This is a genomic window from Teichococcus wenyumeiae (genome assembly GCF_003696345.1).
In the GTDB taxonomy this organism is placed as follows: Bacteria; Pseudomonadota; Alphaproteobacteria; order Acetobacterales; family Acetobacteraceae; genus Pseudoroseomonas; species Pseudoroseomonas wenyumeiae.
Window position 1 is genome coordinate 581,656 of the sequence record NZ_RFLX01000001.1, and the last position, 15,360, is coordinate 597,015.

The 15,360-nt window shown below is 70.2% G+C and carries 15 protein-coding genes; 5 read left to right on the top strand and 10 right to left on the bottom strand.

Annotation, left to right across the window (positions count from 1 at the left end; translation table 11 throughout):
* Positions 1-202: 202 nt before the first annotated feature.
* Genes ccmI through EBE87_RS02685 form a run of 7 tightly spaced genes read right to left on the bottom strand, consistent with a single transcriptional unit; the run spans position 203 to position 5,539 of the window.
* Positions 203-997: a c-type cytochrome biogenesis protein CcmI gene (ccmI, locus tag EBE87_RS02655; protein ID WP_122139860.1), complete on the bottom strand. Its 795-nt coding sequence runs from the start codon at positions 995-997 to the stop codon at positions 203-205.
* Entirely contained in the window at positions 994-1,467 is a 474-nt protein-coding gene (locus EBE87_RS02660; protein WP_120639094.1) for a cytochrome c-type biogenesis protein, read from the bottom strand. The genes ccmI and EBE87_RS02660 overlap by 4 nt, the downstream gene beginning before the upstream one ends.
* Positions 1,467-2,057, bottom strand: coding sequence for a DsbE family thiol:disulfide interchange protein (locus EBE87_RS02665; RefSeq protein ID WP_120639093.1), 591 nt, complete (start codon positions 2,055-2,057; stop codon positions 1,467-1,469). The genes EBE87_RS02660 and EBE87_RS02665 overlap by 1 nt, the downstream gene beginning before the upstream one ends.
* Positions 2,054-4,021 (bottom strand): heme lyase CcmF/NrfE family subunit, encoded by a 1,968-nt coding sequence (locus tag EBE87_RS02670; RefSeq protein WP_120639092.1) that lies wholly within the window; start codon positions 4,019-4,021, stop codon positions 2,054-2,056. Before EBE87_RS02670 ends, EBE87_RS02665 begins: the two co-directional genes overlap by 4 nt.
* Positions 4,018-4,539 (bottom strand): cytochrome c maturation protein CcmE, encoded by a 522-nt coding sequence (gene ccmE, locus EBE87_RS02675; protein ID WP_120639091.1) that lies wholly within the window; start codon positions 4,537-4,539, stop codon positions 4,018-4,020. The genes EBE87_RS02670 and ccmE overlap by 4 nt, the downstream gene beginning before the upstream one ends.
* Positions 4,536-4,724: a heme exporter protein CcmD gene (gene ccmD / locus EBE87_RS02680; protein WP_120639090.1), complete on the bottom strand. Its 189-nt coding sequence runs from the start codon at positions 4,722-4,724 to the stop codon at positions 4,536-4,538. Before ccmD ends, ccmE begins: the two co-directional genes overlap by 4 nt.
* Positions 4,721-5,539, bottom strand: coding sequence for a heme ABC transporter permease (locus EBE87_RS02685; protein ID WP_199707503.1), 819 nt, complete (start codon positions 5,537-5,539; stop codon positions 4,721-4,723). Before EBE87_RS02685 ends, ccmD begins: the two co-directional genes overlap by 4 nt.
* 154 nt (positions 5,540-5,693) lie before the next feature.
* On the opposite strand from EBE87_RS02685, the gene EBE87_RS02690 reads away from it, so the two are divergent.
* From EBE87_RS02690 to EBE87_RS02700, 3 genes are read left to right on the top strand one after another with little or no spacing between them, the layout of a single operon-like run.
* Positions 5,694-5,987 (top strand): YciI family protein, encoded by a 294-nt coding sequence (locus EBE87_RS02690; RefSeq protein ID WP_120639089.1) that lies wholly within the window; start codon positions 5,694-5,696, stop codon positions 5,985-5,987.
* A 10-nt stretch (positions 5,988-5,997) separates the two neighbouring features.
* Positions 5,998-6,414: an EVE domain-containing protein gene (locus EBE87_RS02695; RefSeq protein WP_120639088.1), complete on the top strand. Its 417-nt coding sequence runs from the start codon at positions 5,998-6,000 to the stop codon at positions 6,412-6,414.
* Entirely contained in the window at positions 6,411-6,737 is a 327-nt protein-coding gene (locus EBE87_RS02700; RefSeq protein ID WP_233553283.1) for a Rieske (2Fe-2S) protein, read from the top strand. Before EBE87_RS02695 ends, EBE87_RS02700 begins: the two co-directional genes overlap by 4 nt.
* Positions 6,738-6,774: 37 nt before the next feature.
* Here the strand turns inward: EBE87_RS02700 and EBE87_RS02705 are convergent, their stop codons facing one another.
* From EBE87_RS02705 to glgC, 3 genes are all read right to left on the bottom strand, one after another.
* On the bottom strand, positions 6,775-9,207 hold the full coding sequence (locus EBE87_RS02705; protein ID WP_456316283.1) for a glycogen/starch/alpha-glucan phosphorylase: 2,433 nt from the start codon (positions 9,205-9,207) through the stop codon (positions 6,775-6,777).
* 87 nt (positions 9,208-9,294) lie between these two features.
* Positions 9,295-10,755: a glycogen synthase GlgA gene (gene glgA, locus EBE87_RS02710; RefSeq protein WP_120639085.1), complete on the bottom strand. Its 1,461-nt coding sequence runs from the start codon at positions 10,753-10,755 to the stop codon at positions 9,295-9,297.
* Positions 10,752-12,017: a glucose-1-phosphate adenylyltransferase gene (gene glgC / locus EBE87_RS02715; protein ID WP_120639084.1), complete on the bottom strand. Its 1,266-nt coding sequence runs from the start codon at positions 12,015-12,017 to the stop codon at positions 10,752-10,754. The genes glgA and glgC overlap by 4 nt, the downstream gene beginning before the upstream one ends.
* Positions 12,018-12,272: 255 nt before the next feature.
* On the opposite strand from glgC, the gene acs reads away from it, so the two are divergent.
* On the top strand, positions 12,273-14,207 hold the full coding sequence (gene acs / locus EBE87_RS02720) for an acetate--CoA ligase (protein WP_120639083.1): 1,935 nt from the start codon (positions 12,273-12,275) through the stop codon (positions 14,205-14,207).
* Positions 14,208-14,361: 154 nt separating this feature from the next.
* Positions 14,362-15,357 (top strand): SDR family oxidoreductase, encoded by a 996-nt coding sequence (locus EBE87_RS02725; RefSeq protein WP_120639082.1) that lies wholly within the window; start codon positions 14,362-14,364, stop codon positions 15,355-15,357.
* The last annotated feature ends 3 nt before the right edge of the window (positions 15,358-15,360 follow it).

Genomic DNA, 15,360 nt, shown 5'->3' on the forward strand with positions numbered 1-15,360 from the left:
GCGGGACCAAGGGGGCGCCGCCCCCTTTGAGCCCCTGCTGGGGTGACAGGGTCACCCCAGACCCCGCTATCTGGTTTCCCATCTGGGCGCGGAAGGCGGGCACCTGGGCCCAAAGGGCGGGGAAAAACCCAGCGGGGTCCGGGGTGGTCTCACCACCCCTGCTGGGGCCTGGGGGCAGCGCCCCCAGCCCTGGCTGGCCGCTTCAGGGCAGGTTCTGCAACTCGCGTTCCAGGAACGGCCGCCACGGCGCTTCGGGCGGCGTATCGGCCAGCAGGGCCTGCCAGGTGGCGCGGGCGTTCTGCGGCCGGCCGGCGCGGGCTTCCAGCAGGCCGGACAGGAAGCGCAGGCGCGGGTCCCGCGCATCCTGGCGCATCGCCTCCGTGATGATGGTGGCGGCGGCTTCCATCTCGCCCCGGCCGATCTGCAGTTCCGCCAGCTCCGCCGCCACCCCGGCGTCGAAGCGGATGGCCAGGGCACGGGAGAAGGCTTCGGCGGCGGCATCCATCCGGCCGCGCCCGCGCTCGGCATTGCCCAGCAGCAGCCAGCCCTGGCGGGCGCCCTCGCTCTGCGGCGGCACGCTCTCGATGCGGCTGCGGAGCTGCGCCAGCAGCGCGTCGTCCCGCGCTGCGGCGGCGGCGCGCTCGACATAAGGGGCGGCGGGGACATCCGGGGCGCCGTGCCACAGGTAGAGCGCGATGCCGCCGGCGGGGATCAGGAAGAGCCCGGCCGCCAGCAGCGCGGCGCTGCGCGGGTTGGTGGGCGGCGCCGGCTCGGCGGGCGCGGCCAGCAGGCGGCGCTGCACCTCGGTGCGGGCGGCGGTGAAGGCGGCCTCGTCCAGGCGGCCGGCAGCGTGGTCGCGCGCCAGCTCGGCCAGTTGGGCCTGGTAGAGGGCGAGGTCGGCCTCCCGCCGGCCTTGCGGGCGGGGCGGGCGCAGCAGGGCGAGGCCGAGCGGCGCCAGGGCCAGCGCGGCCAGGGCCAGGAACAACAGCCAGATCATCGGGCGGCGCCATCCTCCAGCGCGGCGAGGCGGGCCTGCTCCTCGGCGGACAACGGCGCGGCGGCCACGGGGTCGATGCGGCGGCGGCGCAGCAGCAGAATGGCCAGCAGCCCGCCGCCGAGCGCGATGAAGGGCGCGCCCCAGAGCGCGGCGGTGGCGAAGGTGAAGGGCGGGCGCAGCAGCACGAAGTCGCCGTAGCGGTCGTGCAGGTAGGAGACGACCTGGCTGTCGCTGTCGCCGGCGGCTACGCGCTCCCGCACGATGCGGCGGAGGTCGCGGGCGAGGTCGGCCTCGCTCTCCTCGATCGACTGGTTCTGGCAGACCATGCAGCGCAGCTCGTGCCCGATGCTCCGGGCGCGCTGTTCCTGCGCCGGGTCCGGCAGCATCTCGGAGGGCAGGCCGACGCCGAGGGCGGGGCCGGCCAGCAGGCCCAGCATCAGAGGCAGGGCGAGGAGGGCGTGGCGGCGCATCAGGCGTGGCGCCTCAGCAGGGGGCGGAGGTCCTGGTCCAGCACCTCCGGCGTCACCGGGCCGGGCCAGCGCCAGCGGATGATGCCCTTGCGATCCAGCAGATAGGTCTCCGGCACGCCATAGACGCCCCAGTCGATGGCGGCGCGGCCAGGTTCGTCCCGGCCCAGGCGGCGGAAAGGGTTGCCATGGCGGGTGAGGAAGGCGGCGGCATCCCCGGCCTTGTCCTTGTAGTTGACGCCGAAGACCGCCACGCCGTCGCGCGACAGGCGCATCAGCTGCGGGTGTTCCACGATGCAGGGCACGCACCAACTGGCCCAGAAATTCACCAGCACGGGCGCGGGCAGGTCGGCGAGGTCGGTGTTGGACAGGGCGGGCAGGCCGCTTTCGGCCAGCGGTGGCAGGGCGAAGGCGGGGGCGGGCTTGCCCAGCAGGGCGGAGGGCACGCCGCGCGGGTCGTAGCTGCCGGTGCCGAGGCCGCGCAGCATGGCATAGAAGCCGGCGCCGCCGGCGACGGCGAGGCCCAGCGGCGCCAGCATCAGGGCGCGGCGGCGGCCCAGGCTCCTGCCGGGGGTGGCGGTGTTCTCGCTCATGCCGGGACTCTCGCGGTGGCGGCGCGTTTGCGGCCAGGGGCGGCGACGCGGATGCGGCGGTCGCTTAGCGAGATGCCGCCGCCCAGCGCCATGATGGCGGCGCCCAGCCAGATCCAGGGCGCCAGCGGGTTGTGGTGGATGCGCAGCACGGCACGGCCGCCTTCCTCCTCGCCCAGCACGAGGTAGAGGTCGGAGGCCATGGTGGTGTGGATGGCGGCCTCGGTGGTGGTCTGGCGCGCCAGGGGGAAGAAGCGGCGCTCTGGGTGCATCACGGTGACCACGGCGCCGTCCCGCAGCACGGTGACGGTGGCGTGGCGGGCGGTCCAGTTGGGGCCGATCACGTCGGCCACGCCATCCAGCCGCCATTCATAGCCGGCAAGGGTGGTGGAGCCGCCGGGGGGCAGCGCCACCAGCTTGTCGGTGGCCAGGCCCATGCCGGCCATGCCCAGGATGGAGACGCCGAGGCCCGCATGGGCGATGGCGGCGCCCCAGGCGGCGCGCGGCAGCCCACGGGCGCGGGCCAGGGCGGCGGAGGGGCGGCGGAAGAGGGCGATGCGGTCGATGATATCCGCCGCCGCGCCGGCGATCAGCCAGATGGCGGCGGTGAAGCCCAGCGCCGGCCCGACCCGCACGCCATTGAAGGCGAGGCAAAGGGCAAAACCCAGCGCCGCCAGCACCGCCGCCCACCAGAGGCGCTGCAGCACCGGCCAGAGCTGCGCCCGCTTCCAGGGCAGCATGGGCCCTGCGGCCATGGCCATCACCAGCGGCACCGAGAGCGGCAGCATGGCGGTGTTGAAGAAGGGCGGGCCCACCGAGATCTTCTGTTGGAAGAGCAGGTCGGCGAACATCGGCCAGAGGGTGCCGGTCAGCACCACCGCCGCCATGGAGCAGAGCAGCAGGTTGTTCAGCACCAGCCCGCCTTCGCGGGACAGCGGGGCGAAGACGCCGGTGGGCGCCATGGCCGGCGCGCGCCAGGCAAAGAGCGCGAAGGCGCCGCCGATATAGAGGCCCAGCAGGCAGAGGATGAAGACGCCGCGCTCCGGGTCATTGGCGAAGGCGTGGACGGAATTCAGCACGCCGGAGCGGACCAGGAAGGTGCCCAGCAGCGACATGGCGAAGGCCAGCAGCGCCAGCAGCACGGTCCAGATCTTCAGGGCCTCGCGCTTCTCGACCACGATGGCCGAGTGCAGCAGGGCCGTGCCCGCCAGCCAGGGGAGGAGGGAGGCGTTCTCGACGGGGTCCCAGAACCAGTAGCCACCCCAGCCCAGTTCGTAATAGGCCCACCAGGAGCCCAGCGCGATGCCCAGCGTCAGGAAGCTCCAGGCCGCCAGGGCCCAGGGGCGCACCCAGCGGCCCCAGGCGGCATCCACGCGGCCTTCCAGCAGCGCCGCCACGGCGAAGGCGAAGGTGACGGCGAAGCCAACATAGCCGAGGTAGAGCAGCGGCGGATGGAAGGCGAGGCCGGGGTCCTGCAGCACCGGGTTCAGCCCGTTGCCATCCGGCGCCGGCGGCCAGACGCGGTTGAAGGGGTTGGAGGTGGCCAGGATGAAGGCCAGGAAGCCGCTGGCCACCAGCCCCAGCACCGCCAGCACCCGCGCCTTCAGCGCCGTCGGCAACCCGCGGCCGAAGCCCGCCACCGCGCCGGAGCAGAGCGCCAGGATCAGCACCCAGAGGACCATCGAGCCCTCGTGGTTGCCCCAGGCGCCAGCCAGCTTGTAGAGCATGGGCTTGGCGGAATGACTGTTCTGCACCACGCCCGCCACGCTGGTGTCGTTCACCGCGAAAACATAGAGCAGCGCGCCGAAGGCGGCGGCGGTGCTCACCAGCAGGCCCAGGGCCAGCGGCGGGGCAGCGGCCATCAGCCGTCCATCGCCCCGCGCGGCACCCCAGAGCGGCAGCACCGAAAGGGCCAGCGCCAGCGCCATGGCCAGCGCCAGCGCGAAATGCCCGAGTTCGGCCATCATCCGCCCGTGGTCTCCGCCTTGGGGTTCAGGGTGTTCCAGGAAGCGGCCGGGGGCGGGGCGCCCTTCTCCGGCTCCCAGTGGCCAGTGCGCTTCAGGGCATCGGCCACCTCGGGGGGCATGTAGGTCTCGTCATGCCGGGCCAGGACCTCGCTGGCGCGGAAGGTGCCGTCGGCGCCCAGCTTGCCCATGGTCACCACGCCCTGGCCTTCCCGGAACAGGTCCGGCAGCACGCCGACATAGACCACCGGCACCTGGGCCGGGCCATCCGTCACCACGAAGCGTGCCTCCGGCCGCCCTTCCGGCGAGACGGATTTCTGCACACTGCCCGCCTCCACCAGCCCGCCGAGCCGGAAGGCGCGTTCCGGGCCGGGATGCCTGGCCGCGATCTCGCTGGGCGCCAGGAAGAAGACCAGGTTGTCCTGGAAGGCCGTCATGGCCAGCGCCGTGGCGCTGCCGATGCCAAGGCCGCCCAGCAGCAGCATCCACATGCGGCGCCTCTTGCGGGAGGACAGGCTCATGACGCGATCTCCTGGGCACGGCTGGTGCGCTGGTCCTGGCCGGCGGCGCGGGGGCGGCGGGTTTCCAGCGCGGCCAGCCGGCGCCGGGCCTGGGCCTGCCGCCGCAAGGTGGTGGCGAGCAGCACCAGGAACAACACCGCCGCCAGCCCCCAGGCCGCGGCCACGTAATACCAATGCGCGCTCATGCCGCCTCGCTGTCCCGCCGCCGCGCCTGGGCCAGCTGCAACTGGCGGATGCGCTTTTCCATCACCGCCGCCCGTGTCCGCCCCAGCACCAGCGAGGCGAAGAGCAGGGTGAAGCCCAGGGCGCAGGCCAGCAGCGGGTAGAGCAGGTCCACATGCAGCCCCGGCGCCCCCAGCCGCGCCACCGAGGCCGGCTGGTGCAGCGTGTTGAAGAAATCCACCGAGAATTTCACCACCGGCAGGTTCACCGCGCCGATCAGCGCCAGGATGGCGCCGGCGCGGGCGCCGCGCTCGTCCTCGTCAAAGGCGCGCACCAGGGCGGCATGGCCGACCCAGAGGAAGAAGAGCACCAGCACCGAGGTCAGCCGTGCGTCCCAGACCCACCAGGTGCCCCACATCGGCCGGCCCCAGAGGCTGCCGGTGGCGAGGCAGAGCGCCGTGACGGCGGCCCCCACCGGCGAAAGCTCGCGCGCGAAGAGGTCCGCCAGCGGGTGGCGCCAGATCAGCGCGGTGGCGGAGGCCACAGCCAGCGAGGCGTATCCCGCCATGGCCAGCCAGGCCATCGGCACATGCACATACATGATGCGCACCGTCTCCCCCTGCTGCCAGTCGGGCGGGGAGGCGACAAGGGCCCAGGGAATGCCCACCGCCAGCACCAGCGCCGAGAGCCCCCAGAGCCATGGCATGACCTTTCCCGAAAGCCGCAGGAAGCGGCCGGGATTGGCGAAGCGGTGAAGGCTGCCCCCGCGCGCGGCGGGGCGCGGTGCGGGGGGCTGGGTGGCGGCGGTGCTGGAAGCGGGGGCAGGGGGCGCGGTCACGCCGGCAACCTAGTCCAGAACAGGGGGGCGCGGAAACGGCCTGGCGCGTAACCCCGTGTTGCGCGGCATCGAGGGCACCGCCGGGCATTGAAGCGCGGCCCTGGCGGCGGTAGTCCAGGCAGAAGGCACGAAACCCGCAGGAGGAACCGCGTCCATGCTCTTCGCCATCAATTGCCAGGACAAGCCCGGCGCGCTGGAACTGCGGCTGGCCACGCGGCCGACGCATCTGGAATATCTCGACGGCCAGGCAGAAGTCATCGTCCAGGGTGGCCCGGTGCTGGATGCCGAGGGCAAGCCCTGCGGCAGCCTGCTGCTGGTGGATGTGGCCGACCAGGCCGCCGCCGAGGCCCTGGCCGCCGGCGACCCCTATGCCAAGGCCGGCCTATTCGAGACGGTCACCATCCGCCCCTTCCGCTCCGTCTTCAAGGACGGCGCCCGCGTCGGCTGAAGGCCCACCCATGGCCTATTGGCTGGTGAAGTCCGAGCCCGACGCCTTCTCCTGGCAGCAGCAGGTGGAGAATGGCGTCGAGCCCTGGACCGGCGTGCGCAATGCCCAGGCCGCCAAGTTCCTGCGGAGCATGGCGGTGGGCGACCGCGCCTTCTTCTACCACTCCAACGTGGGCAAGGAGATCGTCGGCGTGGTGGAGGTGGCCCGCGCCGCCTACCCCGACCCCACGGAGGAAACCGGCCGCTGGGCCTGCGTGGACATGCGCGCCGTGGGCCCGATGCCGAAGCCCGTCGGCCTCGCCGCCATCAAGGCGGAGCCGGGGCTGGATGGCATCGCCCTGGTGCGGCAGTCCCGCCTCTCGGTGATGCCCATCTCTGACGAGCACTGGGCGCTGCTCTGCCGCATGGGGGAATGGCGGGAGGCGTGACCCCCCGCGCCCTGTGCCGGCTGGAGGATATTCCAGACGGGCAGGCGCGCGGCTTCGGCGCCCTCTTCGCCATCCGCCAGGGGCGGACGGTCTTCGTCTATGTCAATTCCTGCCCGCATATCGGCGTGTCGCTGGACGTCATTCCCGGCCGCTTCCTGAACCACCAGCGCAGCCTAATCGTCTGCGCCCTGCATAATGCGTGGTTCCGCATCGAGGACGGCTTCTGCACCCACGGCCCCTGCATCGGCGACAGCCTGGAGGCGGTGGCGGCGGAGGTGGATGCCGAAGGCACCGTCTGGGTGCCTGAAGACGCGGGGTGGTGAAGGCTGGGGGAATGAATTCCCCCGGCCTTGCCGACGCTCAGCGCACCGGCAGGTCCCAGATCTCATCCGCGTATTCACGGATGGTGCGGTCGGAGGAGAACCAGCCGACATTGGCCGTGTTCAGCACCGCGCTGCGCCACCATTCCGCTGGCCTGCCCCAGCGCTGCGCCACCTGGCGCTGGCTGGCGACATAGCTGTCGAAATCGGCGGTGACGAGGAAGTTGTCATGCGCCAGCAGCCCTTCCACCAGCCCGCGGTAACGGTCCGGTTCCTCGGGCGAGAAGACGCCGGAGGCGATGGCGTCCAGCACGCCGCGCAGCTCGTCCGAGGCGGCCAGGGCCGCGCGGGCGTCGTAGCCGTCGCGCCGCAGCGGCCCGGCCTCGCTGGCCTTCAGGCCGAAGATGAAGATGTTCTCCAGCCCGACGCGCTCGCTGATCTCGATATTGGCGCCATCCAGCGTGCCGATGGTCAGGGCGCCGTTCAGGGCCAGCTTCATGTTGCCGGTGCCGGAGGCTTCGAGGCCGGCGGTGGAGATCTGCTCGGACAGGTCGGCGGCGGGGATGATGCTCTCGGCCGCCGTGACGTTGTAGTTGGGGATGAAGGCCACCCGCAGCAGGTTGCGCACCGTGGGGTCGTGGTTGATGACCTTGGCCACGTCATTGGCCAGGCGGATGATCAGCTTGGCCTGGTGGTAGCTGGGCGCGGCCTTGCCGGCGAAGATCTTGGCGCGCGGCACCCAGTTGCCCGTGGGCTGCGCGCGCATCGAGTTGTACAGCGCCACGGTGTGCAGGATGTTCAGCAGCTGGCGCTTGTATTCATGGATGCGCTTGATCTGCACGTCGAAGAGCGCCGCCGGGTCCAGCACCACGCCGGTACGCTCCCGCACCATCTTCGCCAGGGCTTCCTTGGCGGTGCGGCGCTGGGCGGCGAAGGCTTCCTGGAAGGCGGCGTCGCGGGCATAGGCGGCGAGGTCGGCCAGCCGGTCCGTATCGTCCAGCACCTGCGGGCCGATGGTATCCACGATCAGCTTCGTCAGCGGCGCATTGGCGCGCATCAGCCAGCGGCGGAAGGTGATGCCGTTGGTCTTGTTGGTGATGCGGCCGGGGCAGACGCGGTCCAGCTCGGCGAAGACGGTGGTCTTCATCAGCGCGGTATGCAGCGCTGAGACGCCATTGATCTTGTGGGAGCCAACAAAGGCCAGGTGCCCCATCCGCACCCGCCGCCCGTGCTGCTCGTCGATCAGCGAGACGGCGGAGAGCAGCGCATCCCCGGCGCCGCCGGCGCGCGCCTGCTCCAGGTGCCGGGCATTGATCAGGTAGATGATCTGCATGTTGCGCGGCAGCATCCGTTCCATCATGGGAACGGCCCAGCTTTCCAGCGCCTCCGGCATCAGGGTGTGGTTGGTGTAGGAGAAGGTGGCGCGGCTGATCTCCCAGGCCACGTCCCAGTCCATGCCATGCACATCCACCAGCAGCCGCATCAGCTCCGCCACGCCGATGGCGGGGTGGGTGTCGTTGAGCTGGACGGAGAATTTCTCGGGCAGGGTCAGGAGGTCGCCATGCAGCCGCAGGTGCCGCCGGATCAGGTCCTGCAGGGAGGCGCTGGCGAAGAAATACTCCTGCCGCAGCCGCAACTCCTGCCCCGCCGGGCTTTCATCGCCCGGGTAGAGCACGCGGGAGATGGCCTCGGCCTTCACGCGGGAGATCTGGGCGCCGATATGGTCGCCGCTGTTGAAGGCATCGAGGTGCAGCGGGTCGGTGGCGCGGGCGGACCAGAGGCGCAGCGTGTTCACCCAGTGGCCACGCCAGCCGACCACCGGGGTGTCGTAGGCGATGGCGCGCACCACCTCGCCCGGGTGCCAGACCATGCGGCCGCCGTCGTCCTGGGTCACGGTGCCGCCGAAGCCGATATCGTAGGTGAGGCTGGAACGCTCGAATTCCCAGGGATTGCCGAGGGAGAGCCAGTCCTCCGGCACTTCCAGCTGGCGGCCGTCCTGGATGAGCTGGCGGAACAGCCCGTTCTCGTAGCGGATGCCGTAGCCGGTGGCGGGAATGCCGATGGAGGCCATGCTTTCCATGAAGCAGGCCGCCAGCCGCCCCAGGCCGCCATTGCCCAGCGCCGCGTCCGGCTCCTGCGCGAAGACGGCTTCGAGGTCCACGCCGAGCCCGTCCAGCGCCAGCCGCATCGGCTCCGTCAGGCCCATGTTGCCCAGCGCGTCCGACAGCAGCCGGCCGATCAGGAATTCCATGGACAGGTAGCAGACCTGCTTGTGGCCCTGCGCCACCACCTCGTCGGCGGAGGTGCGCCAGCGGTCCACGATCCGGTCGCGGGTGGCCAGGGTGGCGGCCAGGAACCAGTCGCGCGGGCTGGCCCGCTCCGCCCTGGCGCCAACCTGATAAGCCAGCTTGGACAGGATGTCCTGGCGAAGCATTTCGGCCTCGGCTTCCATCGTCATGCCGTTATCAGTCACGCAGCCATGTCCTCTCAGTCGGAGCAGGGAGATATTTTCATCAACCTGCAATCGGCGCGTGTCCAGACTATGGCGAGAACCGCGGGCTCACACCCGCGGCACCCGGCCTGGCGCCACGGCGCGGTAAAGGGCGGCATAATGCCGCGCCGGGCGCGCCCAGCTGACATCGGTGGCCATGCCGTTGCGCTGCACCTTCTCCCAGGCCGGGCGGTCCTGCCACAGGGCGGCAAGCCGCGCCAGCGCCGCCTCCAGCGCATCGCGCGAGGCATGGGAGAACTGGATGCCGGTGCCGACGCCGGCGGCCAGCGCCATCTCATTGGCATCGATCACGGTATCGGCCAGCCCGCCGACGCGGGCCACCACCGGCAGCGCGCCATAGCGCAGGGCGCAAAGCTGGGTCAGGCCGCAGGGCTCGAAACGGGAGGGCACCAGCAGCGCATCGCAGCCGCCCTGGATCAGATGCGCCAGCCCCTCGTTATAGCCGAGATGCAGCCCGACGCGGCCCTGATGGGCGGCCGCCGCGCGTTCGAAACCCTCCTCCAGCCCACGGTCGCCGGCGCCCAGCACCGCCAGTTGCATGCCGTGGCCGAGCAGGGCGGGCAGCGCCTCCAGCACCGCATCCATGCCCTTCTGCCAGGACAGGCGGCTGACGATGCCGAGCAGCGGCGCCTCCCGCCCCTCGTGCAGGCCGAGGCGGGCGCGCAGGGCGCGGCGGCTGGCCTCCCGCGCATGCAGGGTCTCGGCCGTGTAGGGGGCGGGCAGGGCGGGATCGTTGGCCGGGTCCCAGACATCGGTGTCGATGCCGTTGAGGATGCCGGAAAGCGCCCCGGCCCGGTCCCGCAGCAGCCCGTCGAGGCCCATGCCGCCTTCCCGCGTGCGGATCTCGGCGGCATAGGTGGGGGAGACGGTGGTGATGCGGTCGGCCAGCTTCAGCCCGGCCTTCAGGAAGCCGATGGCGCCGTAATACTCGACGCCATGGATGGAATAGGCCTGCGGCGGCAGCGACAACTCGGCCAGCAGGGAGGCGTCGCACTGGCCCTGGAAGGCCAGGTTATGGACGGTGAAGATCGTGCCGGGCTTCCGCCCTTCCCAGTAATGCACATAGGCGGGCACCAGCCCGGCCTGCCAGTCATGCGCATGGATGACATCCGGCAGGAAGCCGGGCAGGGCGCCCTGGCCCAGCCGCGCCGCCACCTGCGCCAGCGCCGCGAAGCGTTGCGGGTTGTCCGGCCAGTCCTGGCCATCCAGGCCGGCATAGGGGCCGCCGTCGCGGTCGAAGAGATGCGGCGCGTCCAGCACCAGCAGGTCCAGCCCGGCGGCGGTGGCGGCTAGCAGCCGCGCCGGCCCGCCGAAGAGGGGGCCGAGGTCCAGCACCGGCTCCGCCGCTTCCAGTGCCCGCAGCACGCGCGGGTAGCCGGGGATCAGGCTGCGGGTGGCGATGCCCTGCGCCGCCAGCGCGCCGGGCAGGGCGCCCGCCACATCGGCCAGCCCGCCGGTCTTGATCAGCGGGAAGAGTTCCGAGGCGACGGACAGAACAGAAAGGCTCATGCGGTCAGGGCATCGATCATCGGCTGGGTGATCAGGGTAACGCCCTTGGCGGAGCGGCGGAAGCGGCGGGCATCCTCCTCCGGGTCCTCGCCCACCACCAGCCCCTCGGGCAGCTTCACGCCGCTGTCCACCACCACGTTCTTCAGCCGGGCATGGCGGTTGACGATGACGCCGGGCAGCAGCACCGCGCCCTGGATGTCGCAGAAGGAATGCACCCGGATGTTGTGCGCCAGCACCGAGCGCGCGACATGCGAGCCGGAGATGATGCAGCCGCCCGAGACCAGCGAATCCACCGCCATGCCGCGCCGCCCTTCGTCGTCGAAGACGAACTTGGCCGGGGGCGTCAGTTCGCTATAGGTCCAGATCGGCCAGTCGCGGTCATAGAGGTTGAGCGAGGGCACCACGTCGGTCAGGTCGATATTGGCCTGCCAATAGGCGTCCACGGTGCCGACATCGCGCCAATAGGCTTCCTCCTCGACGCCCGAGGTGACGCAGGAATCGGTGAAGCGGTGCGCTACGGCGCGGCCGTGCTGCACGATATAGGGCACCAGGTCCTTGCCGAAGTCGTGGGAGGAGTTCGGGTCAGCGGCATCGCGGCGCAGCTCGCGCGCCAGGAACTCGGTGTTGAAGACATAGATGCCCATGCTGGCCAGCGCCATCTCGGGCTTGTCCGGCATGCCCGGCGGGTCGGCCGGCTTCTCCAGGAAGGCGGTGATGCGGTCCTCGGCATCCACATGCATGACGCCGAAGCCGGTGGCCTCCATGCGCGGCACCTCGATGCAGCCGACGGTGACGTCGGCGCCCGAATTCTCGTGCTGCTGCAGCATCAGCTCGTAGTCCATCTTGTACACGTGGTCGCCAGCCAGGATGACCATGTGGCGCGGGCCGTAGGACTCGATGATGTCGAGGTTCTGGTAGACCGCGTCCGCCGTGCCGGAATACCAGCCGGCCTCTTCCACCCGCTGGCTGGCGGGCAGGATGTCGAAGCTCTCGTTGCGCTCGGCGCGCATGAAGCTCCAGCCGCGCTGCATGTGGCGGATCAGGCTATGCGCCTTGTACTGCGTGGCGACGCCGATGCGCCGGATGCCGGAATTGATGGCGTTGGAGAGCGCGAAGTCGATGATGCGGGACTTGGCGCCAAAGAAGACCGCCGGCTTCACGCGGCGTTCCGTGAGTTCCATGAGGCGGGTACCGCGGCCACCAGCCAGCACATAAGCCATGGCATGGCGGGCAAGTGGTGCGGGGCTTGGGAGCGGCGACATTCTTGGCGGTTTCCTGTTACGCGTCCGGTTCGGCGCGAATCCGGTCAAAACACTCGTGTTGAAGCTGATTCTAGGCCGTGGTCCGTGCAGGAGTAGGGGGGACGGGTGTCTCGGGCACAGGATATATTTTTGCCAAATGCCGCAACTATTTGCGATCACGTCGCATAAGACTGCCCCCGGCGCCGTCTCTTGACGGCGATGGGGGTGCATTGGCCCAATAGAGGCCAAAGACACGACGTCTGAGGAGGGCGCAGCATGACGGACGACACCCGGATCCCGGTCAAGCCGGAGATCGCCAAGGGCACCTGGGTGGATGCCGCCCGCTTCCAGGCCATGACCGAAGAGGCGGCGCGCGACCCGGATGGCTTCTGGAAAAAGGAAGCCCAGCGCATTGCCTGGATGAAGCCGCCGACCCGGATCAAGAACACCTCCTTCGAGGGCGATGTCCAGATCAAGTGGTTCGAGGACGGCGTGCTGAATGCCTCTGTCTCCTGCCTCGACCGGCACCTGGAGAAGCGTGGGGACCAGGTGGCGCTGATCTGGGAAGGCGACGACCCGAATTCCGACGCCAAGGTCACCTACCGCGACCTGCATGCCCGCGTCTGCCGCCTGGCCAATGCCATGAAGGCGCTGGGCGTGAAGAAGGGCGACCGTGTCACCCTCTACCTGCCCATGATCATCGAATCCGCCGTGGCCATGCTGGCCTGCGCGCGCATCGGCGCGGTGCATTCGGTGGTCTTCGGCGGCTTCTCCCCCGACAGCCTCGCCAGCCGTTTGGTGGATTGTGAGAGCACGCTGCTGATCACCGCCGACGAGGGCCGCCGCGGCGGCCGCAAGGTGGCGCTCAAGACCAATGCCGACGAGGCGCTGAAATCCGCCCCGGGCGTGAAGAACGTCATCGTGGTGAGGAACACCGGCGGCGAGGTGCCGATGCAGGAGGGCCGCGACCTCTGGTACCACGAGATCACGGAAGCCGCGCCGCGCAACTGCGAGCCGGAGCCGATGAACGCGGAAGACCCGCTCTTCATCCTCTATACCTCGGGCTCCACCGGCAAGCCGAAGGGCGTGCTGCACACCACCGGCGGCTACATGGTCTGGGCCAGCTATACCCACCAGTATGTCTTCGACTACCGCGAGGGCGAGATCTACTGGTGCACCGCCGATGTCGGCTGGGTCACCGGCCACAGCTACATCGTCTATGGCCCGCTGGCCAATGGCGCCACCAGCCTGATGTTCGAGGGCGTGCCCAACTACCCCGACAACAGCCGCTTCTGGCAGGTGGTGGACAAGCACAAGGTCAATATCTTCTACACCGCGCCCACGGCCATCCGCGCCCTGATGCGCGACGGCGACGCGCCGGTGAAGAAGACCTCGCGCAAGTCGCTGCGCATCCTCGGCACCGTCGGCGAGCCGATCAACCCGGAAGCCTGGCTCTGGTACTACCGCGTGGTGGGCGAGGAGCGCTGCCCCATCGTGGATACCTGGTGGCAGACCGAGACCGGCGGCCATGTCATCACGCCGCTGCCGGGCGCCACCGTGCTGAAGCCGGGCTCCGCCACCCTGCCGCTGCCGGGCGTGCAGGCCGGGCTGGTAGATGGCGAGGGCAAGCTGCTGGAAGGCGAGGCCGAGGGCAACCTCGTGATCCTGGATTCCTGGCCGGGCCAGATGCGCACCGTCTACAAGGACCACGAGCGCTTCATCCAGACCTACTTCGCCACCTTCCCCGGCAAGTATTTCTCGGGCGACGGCGCGCGGCGGGACGCGGATGGCTACTACTGGATCACCGGCCGCGTTGATGACGTGCTGAACGTCTCCGGCCACCGCATGGGCACCGCCGAGATCGAGAGCGCGCTGGTGGCCCACCCCAAGGTGGCCGAGGCCGCCGTGGTCGGCATGCCGCATGACATCAAGGGCCAGGGCATCTACGCCTATGTCACGCTCAATGCCGGCGAGGAACCTTCGGACGCGCTGAAGAAGGAGTTGGTGGCCTGGGTGCGGCGGGAGATCGGGCCGATCGCCTCCCCCGACGCCATCCAATGGGCGCCGGGCCTGCCCAAGACCCGCTCGGGCAAGATCATGCGCCGCATCCTGCGCAAGATCGCCGCCAACGAGACGGAGGCGCTGGGCGATACCTCGACCCTCGCCGATCCGACCGTGGTGGAGGAGCTGATCGAGAACCGCGTCGGCTGAAGCGCGCCTGCCCTCGGGAGCCCATCCCCGGGGGCGGGGCTTCACATCGGCGTGGCGCGCCCCAGCGCGGCGGGCGGGCGAGGCCAGCCGCGCGTCAACCCATCGGCCTCTCGGTGGTTCAGGCTCTGCACCTGCAACAGCGCGGAGCCGCCCGATGGCTGATGATTCCTCCACTTCCCGCCGCGACATGGTCCGCGGCATGGCCGCCGGCGGCATCGCCTCCGCCATGGCCACGCCAGCCCTGGCCCAGAACGCGCCAGCCGCGCCGCCGCCGCTGGCCAATCCGCAGGACCGCTACCCGAAGCCGCCCTTCCAGGTGCAGTCCCAGCCCTGGCCCGGCCTGCAATCCAAGATGACGCCGGTGCCGGATTGCGGCGAGACGAGCTACAAGGGCTCCGGCCGCCTGGCGGGACGCAAGGCGCTGATCACCGGCGGCGATTCCGGCATCGGCCGCGCCGCCGCCATCGCCTATGCGCGCGAGGGCGCCGATGTCGCCATCAACTACTACCCCAGCGAGGAACCCGATGCGCGGGAGGTGGCGGAGTTGATCCGCCAGGCTGGCCGCAAGGCGGTGCTGATCCCCGGCGATATCCGCGACGAGAACTTCTGCAACAGCATGATGCAGCAGGCGATGCGGGACCTGGGCGGGCTCGACATCCTGGTCAGCAATGCCGCCTACCAGCACGCGCAGACCTCCATCATGGAGATCTCGACCGAGCAGCTCGACCAGACCATGAAGACGAATGTCTATGCCATGTTCTGGATCGTGAAGGCGGCGCTGCCGCAGTTGCCGCCCGGCTCGTCCATCATCTGTACCAGTTCCATCAATGCGCAGACGCCGGGGCCGCAGATCCTGGATTATGCCTGCACCAAGGGCGCGATCATGATCTTCGTGCGCGGGCTGGCGAAGCAGGTGATCGACAAGGGTATCCGCGTCAACGGCGTCGCGCCCGGGCCTTTCTGGACGCCGCTGCAGGTCTCCGGCGGCCAGACGGAGGAAGGGCTCAAGACCTTCGGCAGTGCCACGCCGATGAAGCGGCCGGGGCAGCCGGTGGAACTCGCCTCGGTCTATGTGGAACTGGCGGCGGCTTCCTCCAGCTACACCACGGGGCAGATCTATGGCGAGACCGGGGGTGTCGGCTGGCCGTAAGGC

Excerpts from the sequence above, each read along its gene's own strand:
- ccmI (WP_122139860.1), bottom strand. The coding sequence starts at position 997 with ATGATCTGGCTGTTGTTCCTGGCCCTGGCCGCGCTGGCCCTGGCGCCG.
- ccmD (WP_120639090.1), bottom strand. The coding sequence starts at position 4,724 with ATGAGCGCGCATTGGTATTACGTGGCCGCGGCCTGGGGGCTGGCGGCG.
- EBE87_RS02665 (WP_120639093.1), bottom strand. The coding sequence starts at position 2,057 with ATGAGCGAGAACACCGCCACCCCCGGCAGGAGCCTGGGCCGCCGCCGC.
- EBE87_RS02660 (WP_120639094.1), bottom strand. The coding sequence starts at position 1,467 with ATGCGCCGCCACGCCCTCCTCGCCCTGCCTCTGATGCTGGGCCTGCTG.
- EBE87_RS02725 (WP_120639082.1), top strand. The coding sequence starts at position 14,362 with ATGGCTGATGATTCCTCCACTTCCCGCCGCGACATGGTCCGCGGCATG.
- EBE87_RS02690 (WP_120639089.1), top strand. The coding sequence starts at position 5,694 with ATGCTCTTCGCCATCAATTGCCAGGACAAGCCCGGCGCGCTGGAACTG.
- glgC (WP_120639084.1), bottom strand. The coding sequence starts at position 12,017 with ATGTCGCCGCTCCCAAGCCCCGCACCACTTGCCCGCCATGCCATGGCT.
- EBE87_RS02695 (WP_120639088.1), top strand. The coding sequence starts at position 5,998 with ATGGCCTATTGGCTGGTGAAGTCCGAGCCCGACGCCTTCTCCTGGCAG.
- acs (WP_120639083.1), top strand. The coding sequence starts at position 12,273 with ATGACGGACGACACCCGGATCCCGGTCAAGCCGGAGATCGCCAAGGGC.
- EBE87_RS02670 (WP_120639092.1), bottom strand. The coding sequence starts at position 4,021 with ATGATGGCCGAACTCGGGCATTTCGCGCTGGCGCTGGCCATGGCGCTG.
- ccmE (WP_120639091.1), bottom strand. The coding sequence starts at position 4,539 with ATGAGCCTGTCCTCCCGCAAGAGGCGCCGCATGTGGATGCTGCTGCTG.
- glgA (WP_120639085.1), bottom strand. The coding sequence starts at position 10,755 with ATGAGCCTTTCTGTTCTGTCCGTCGCCTCGGAACTCTTCCCGCTGATC.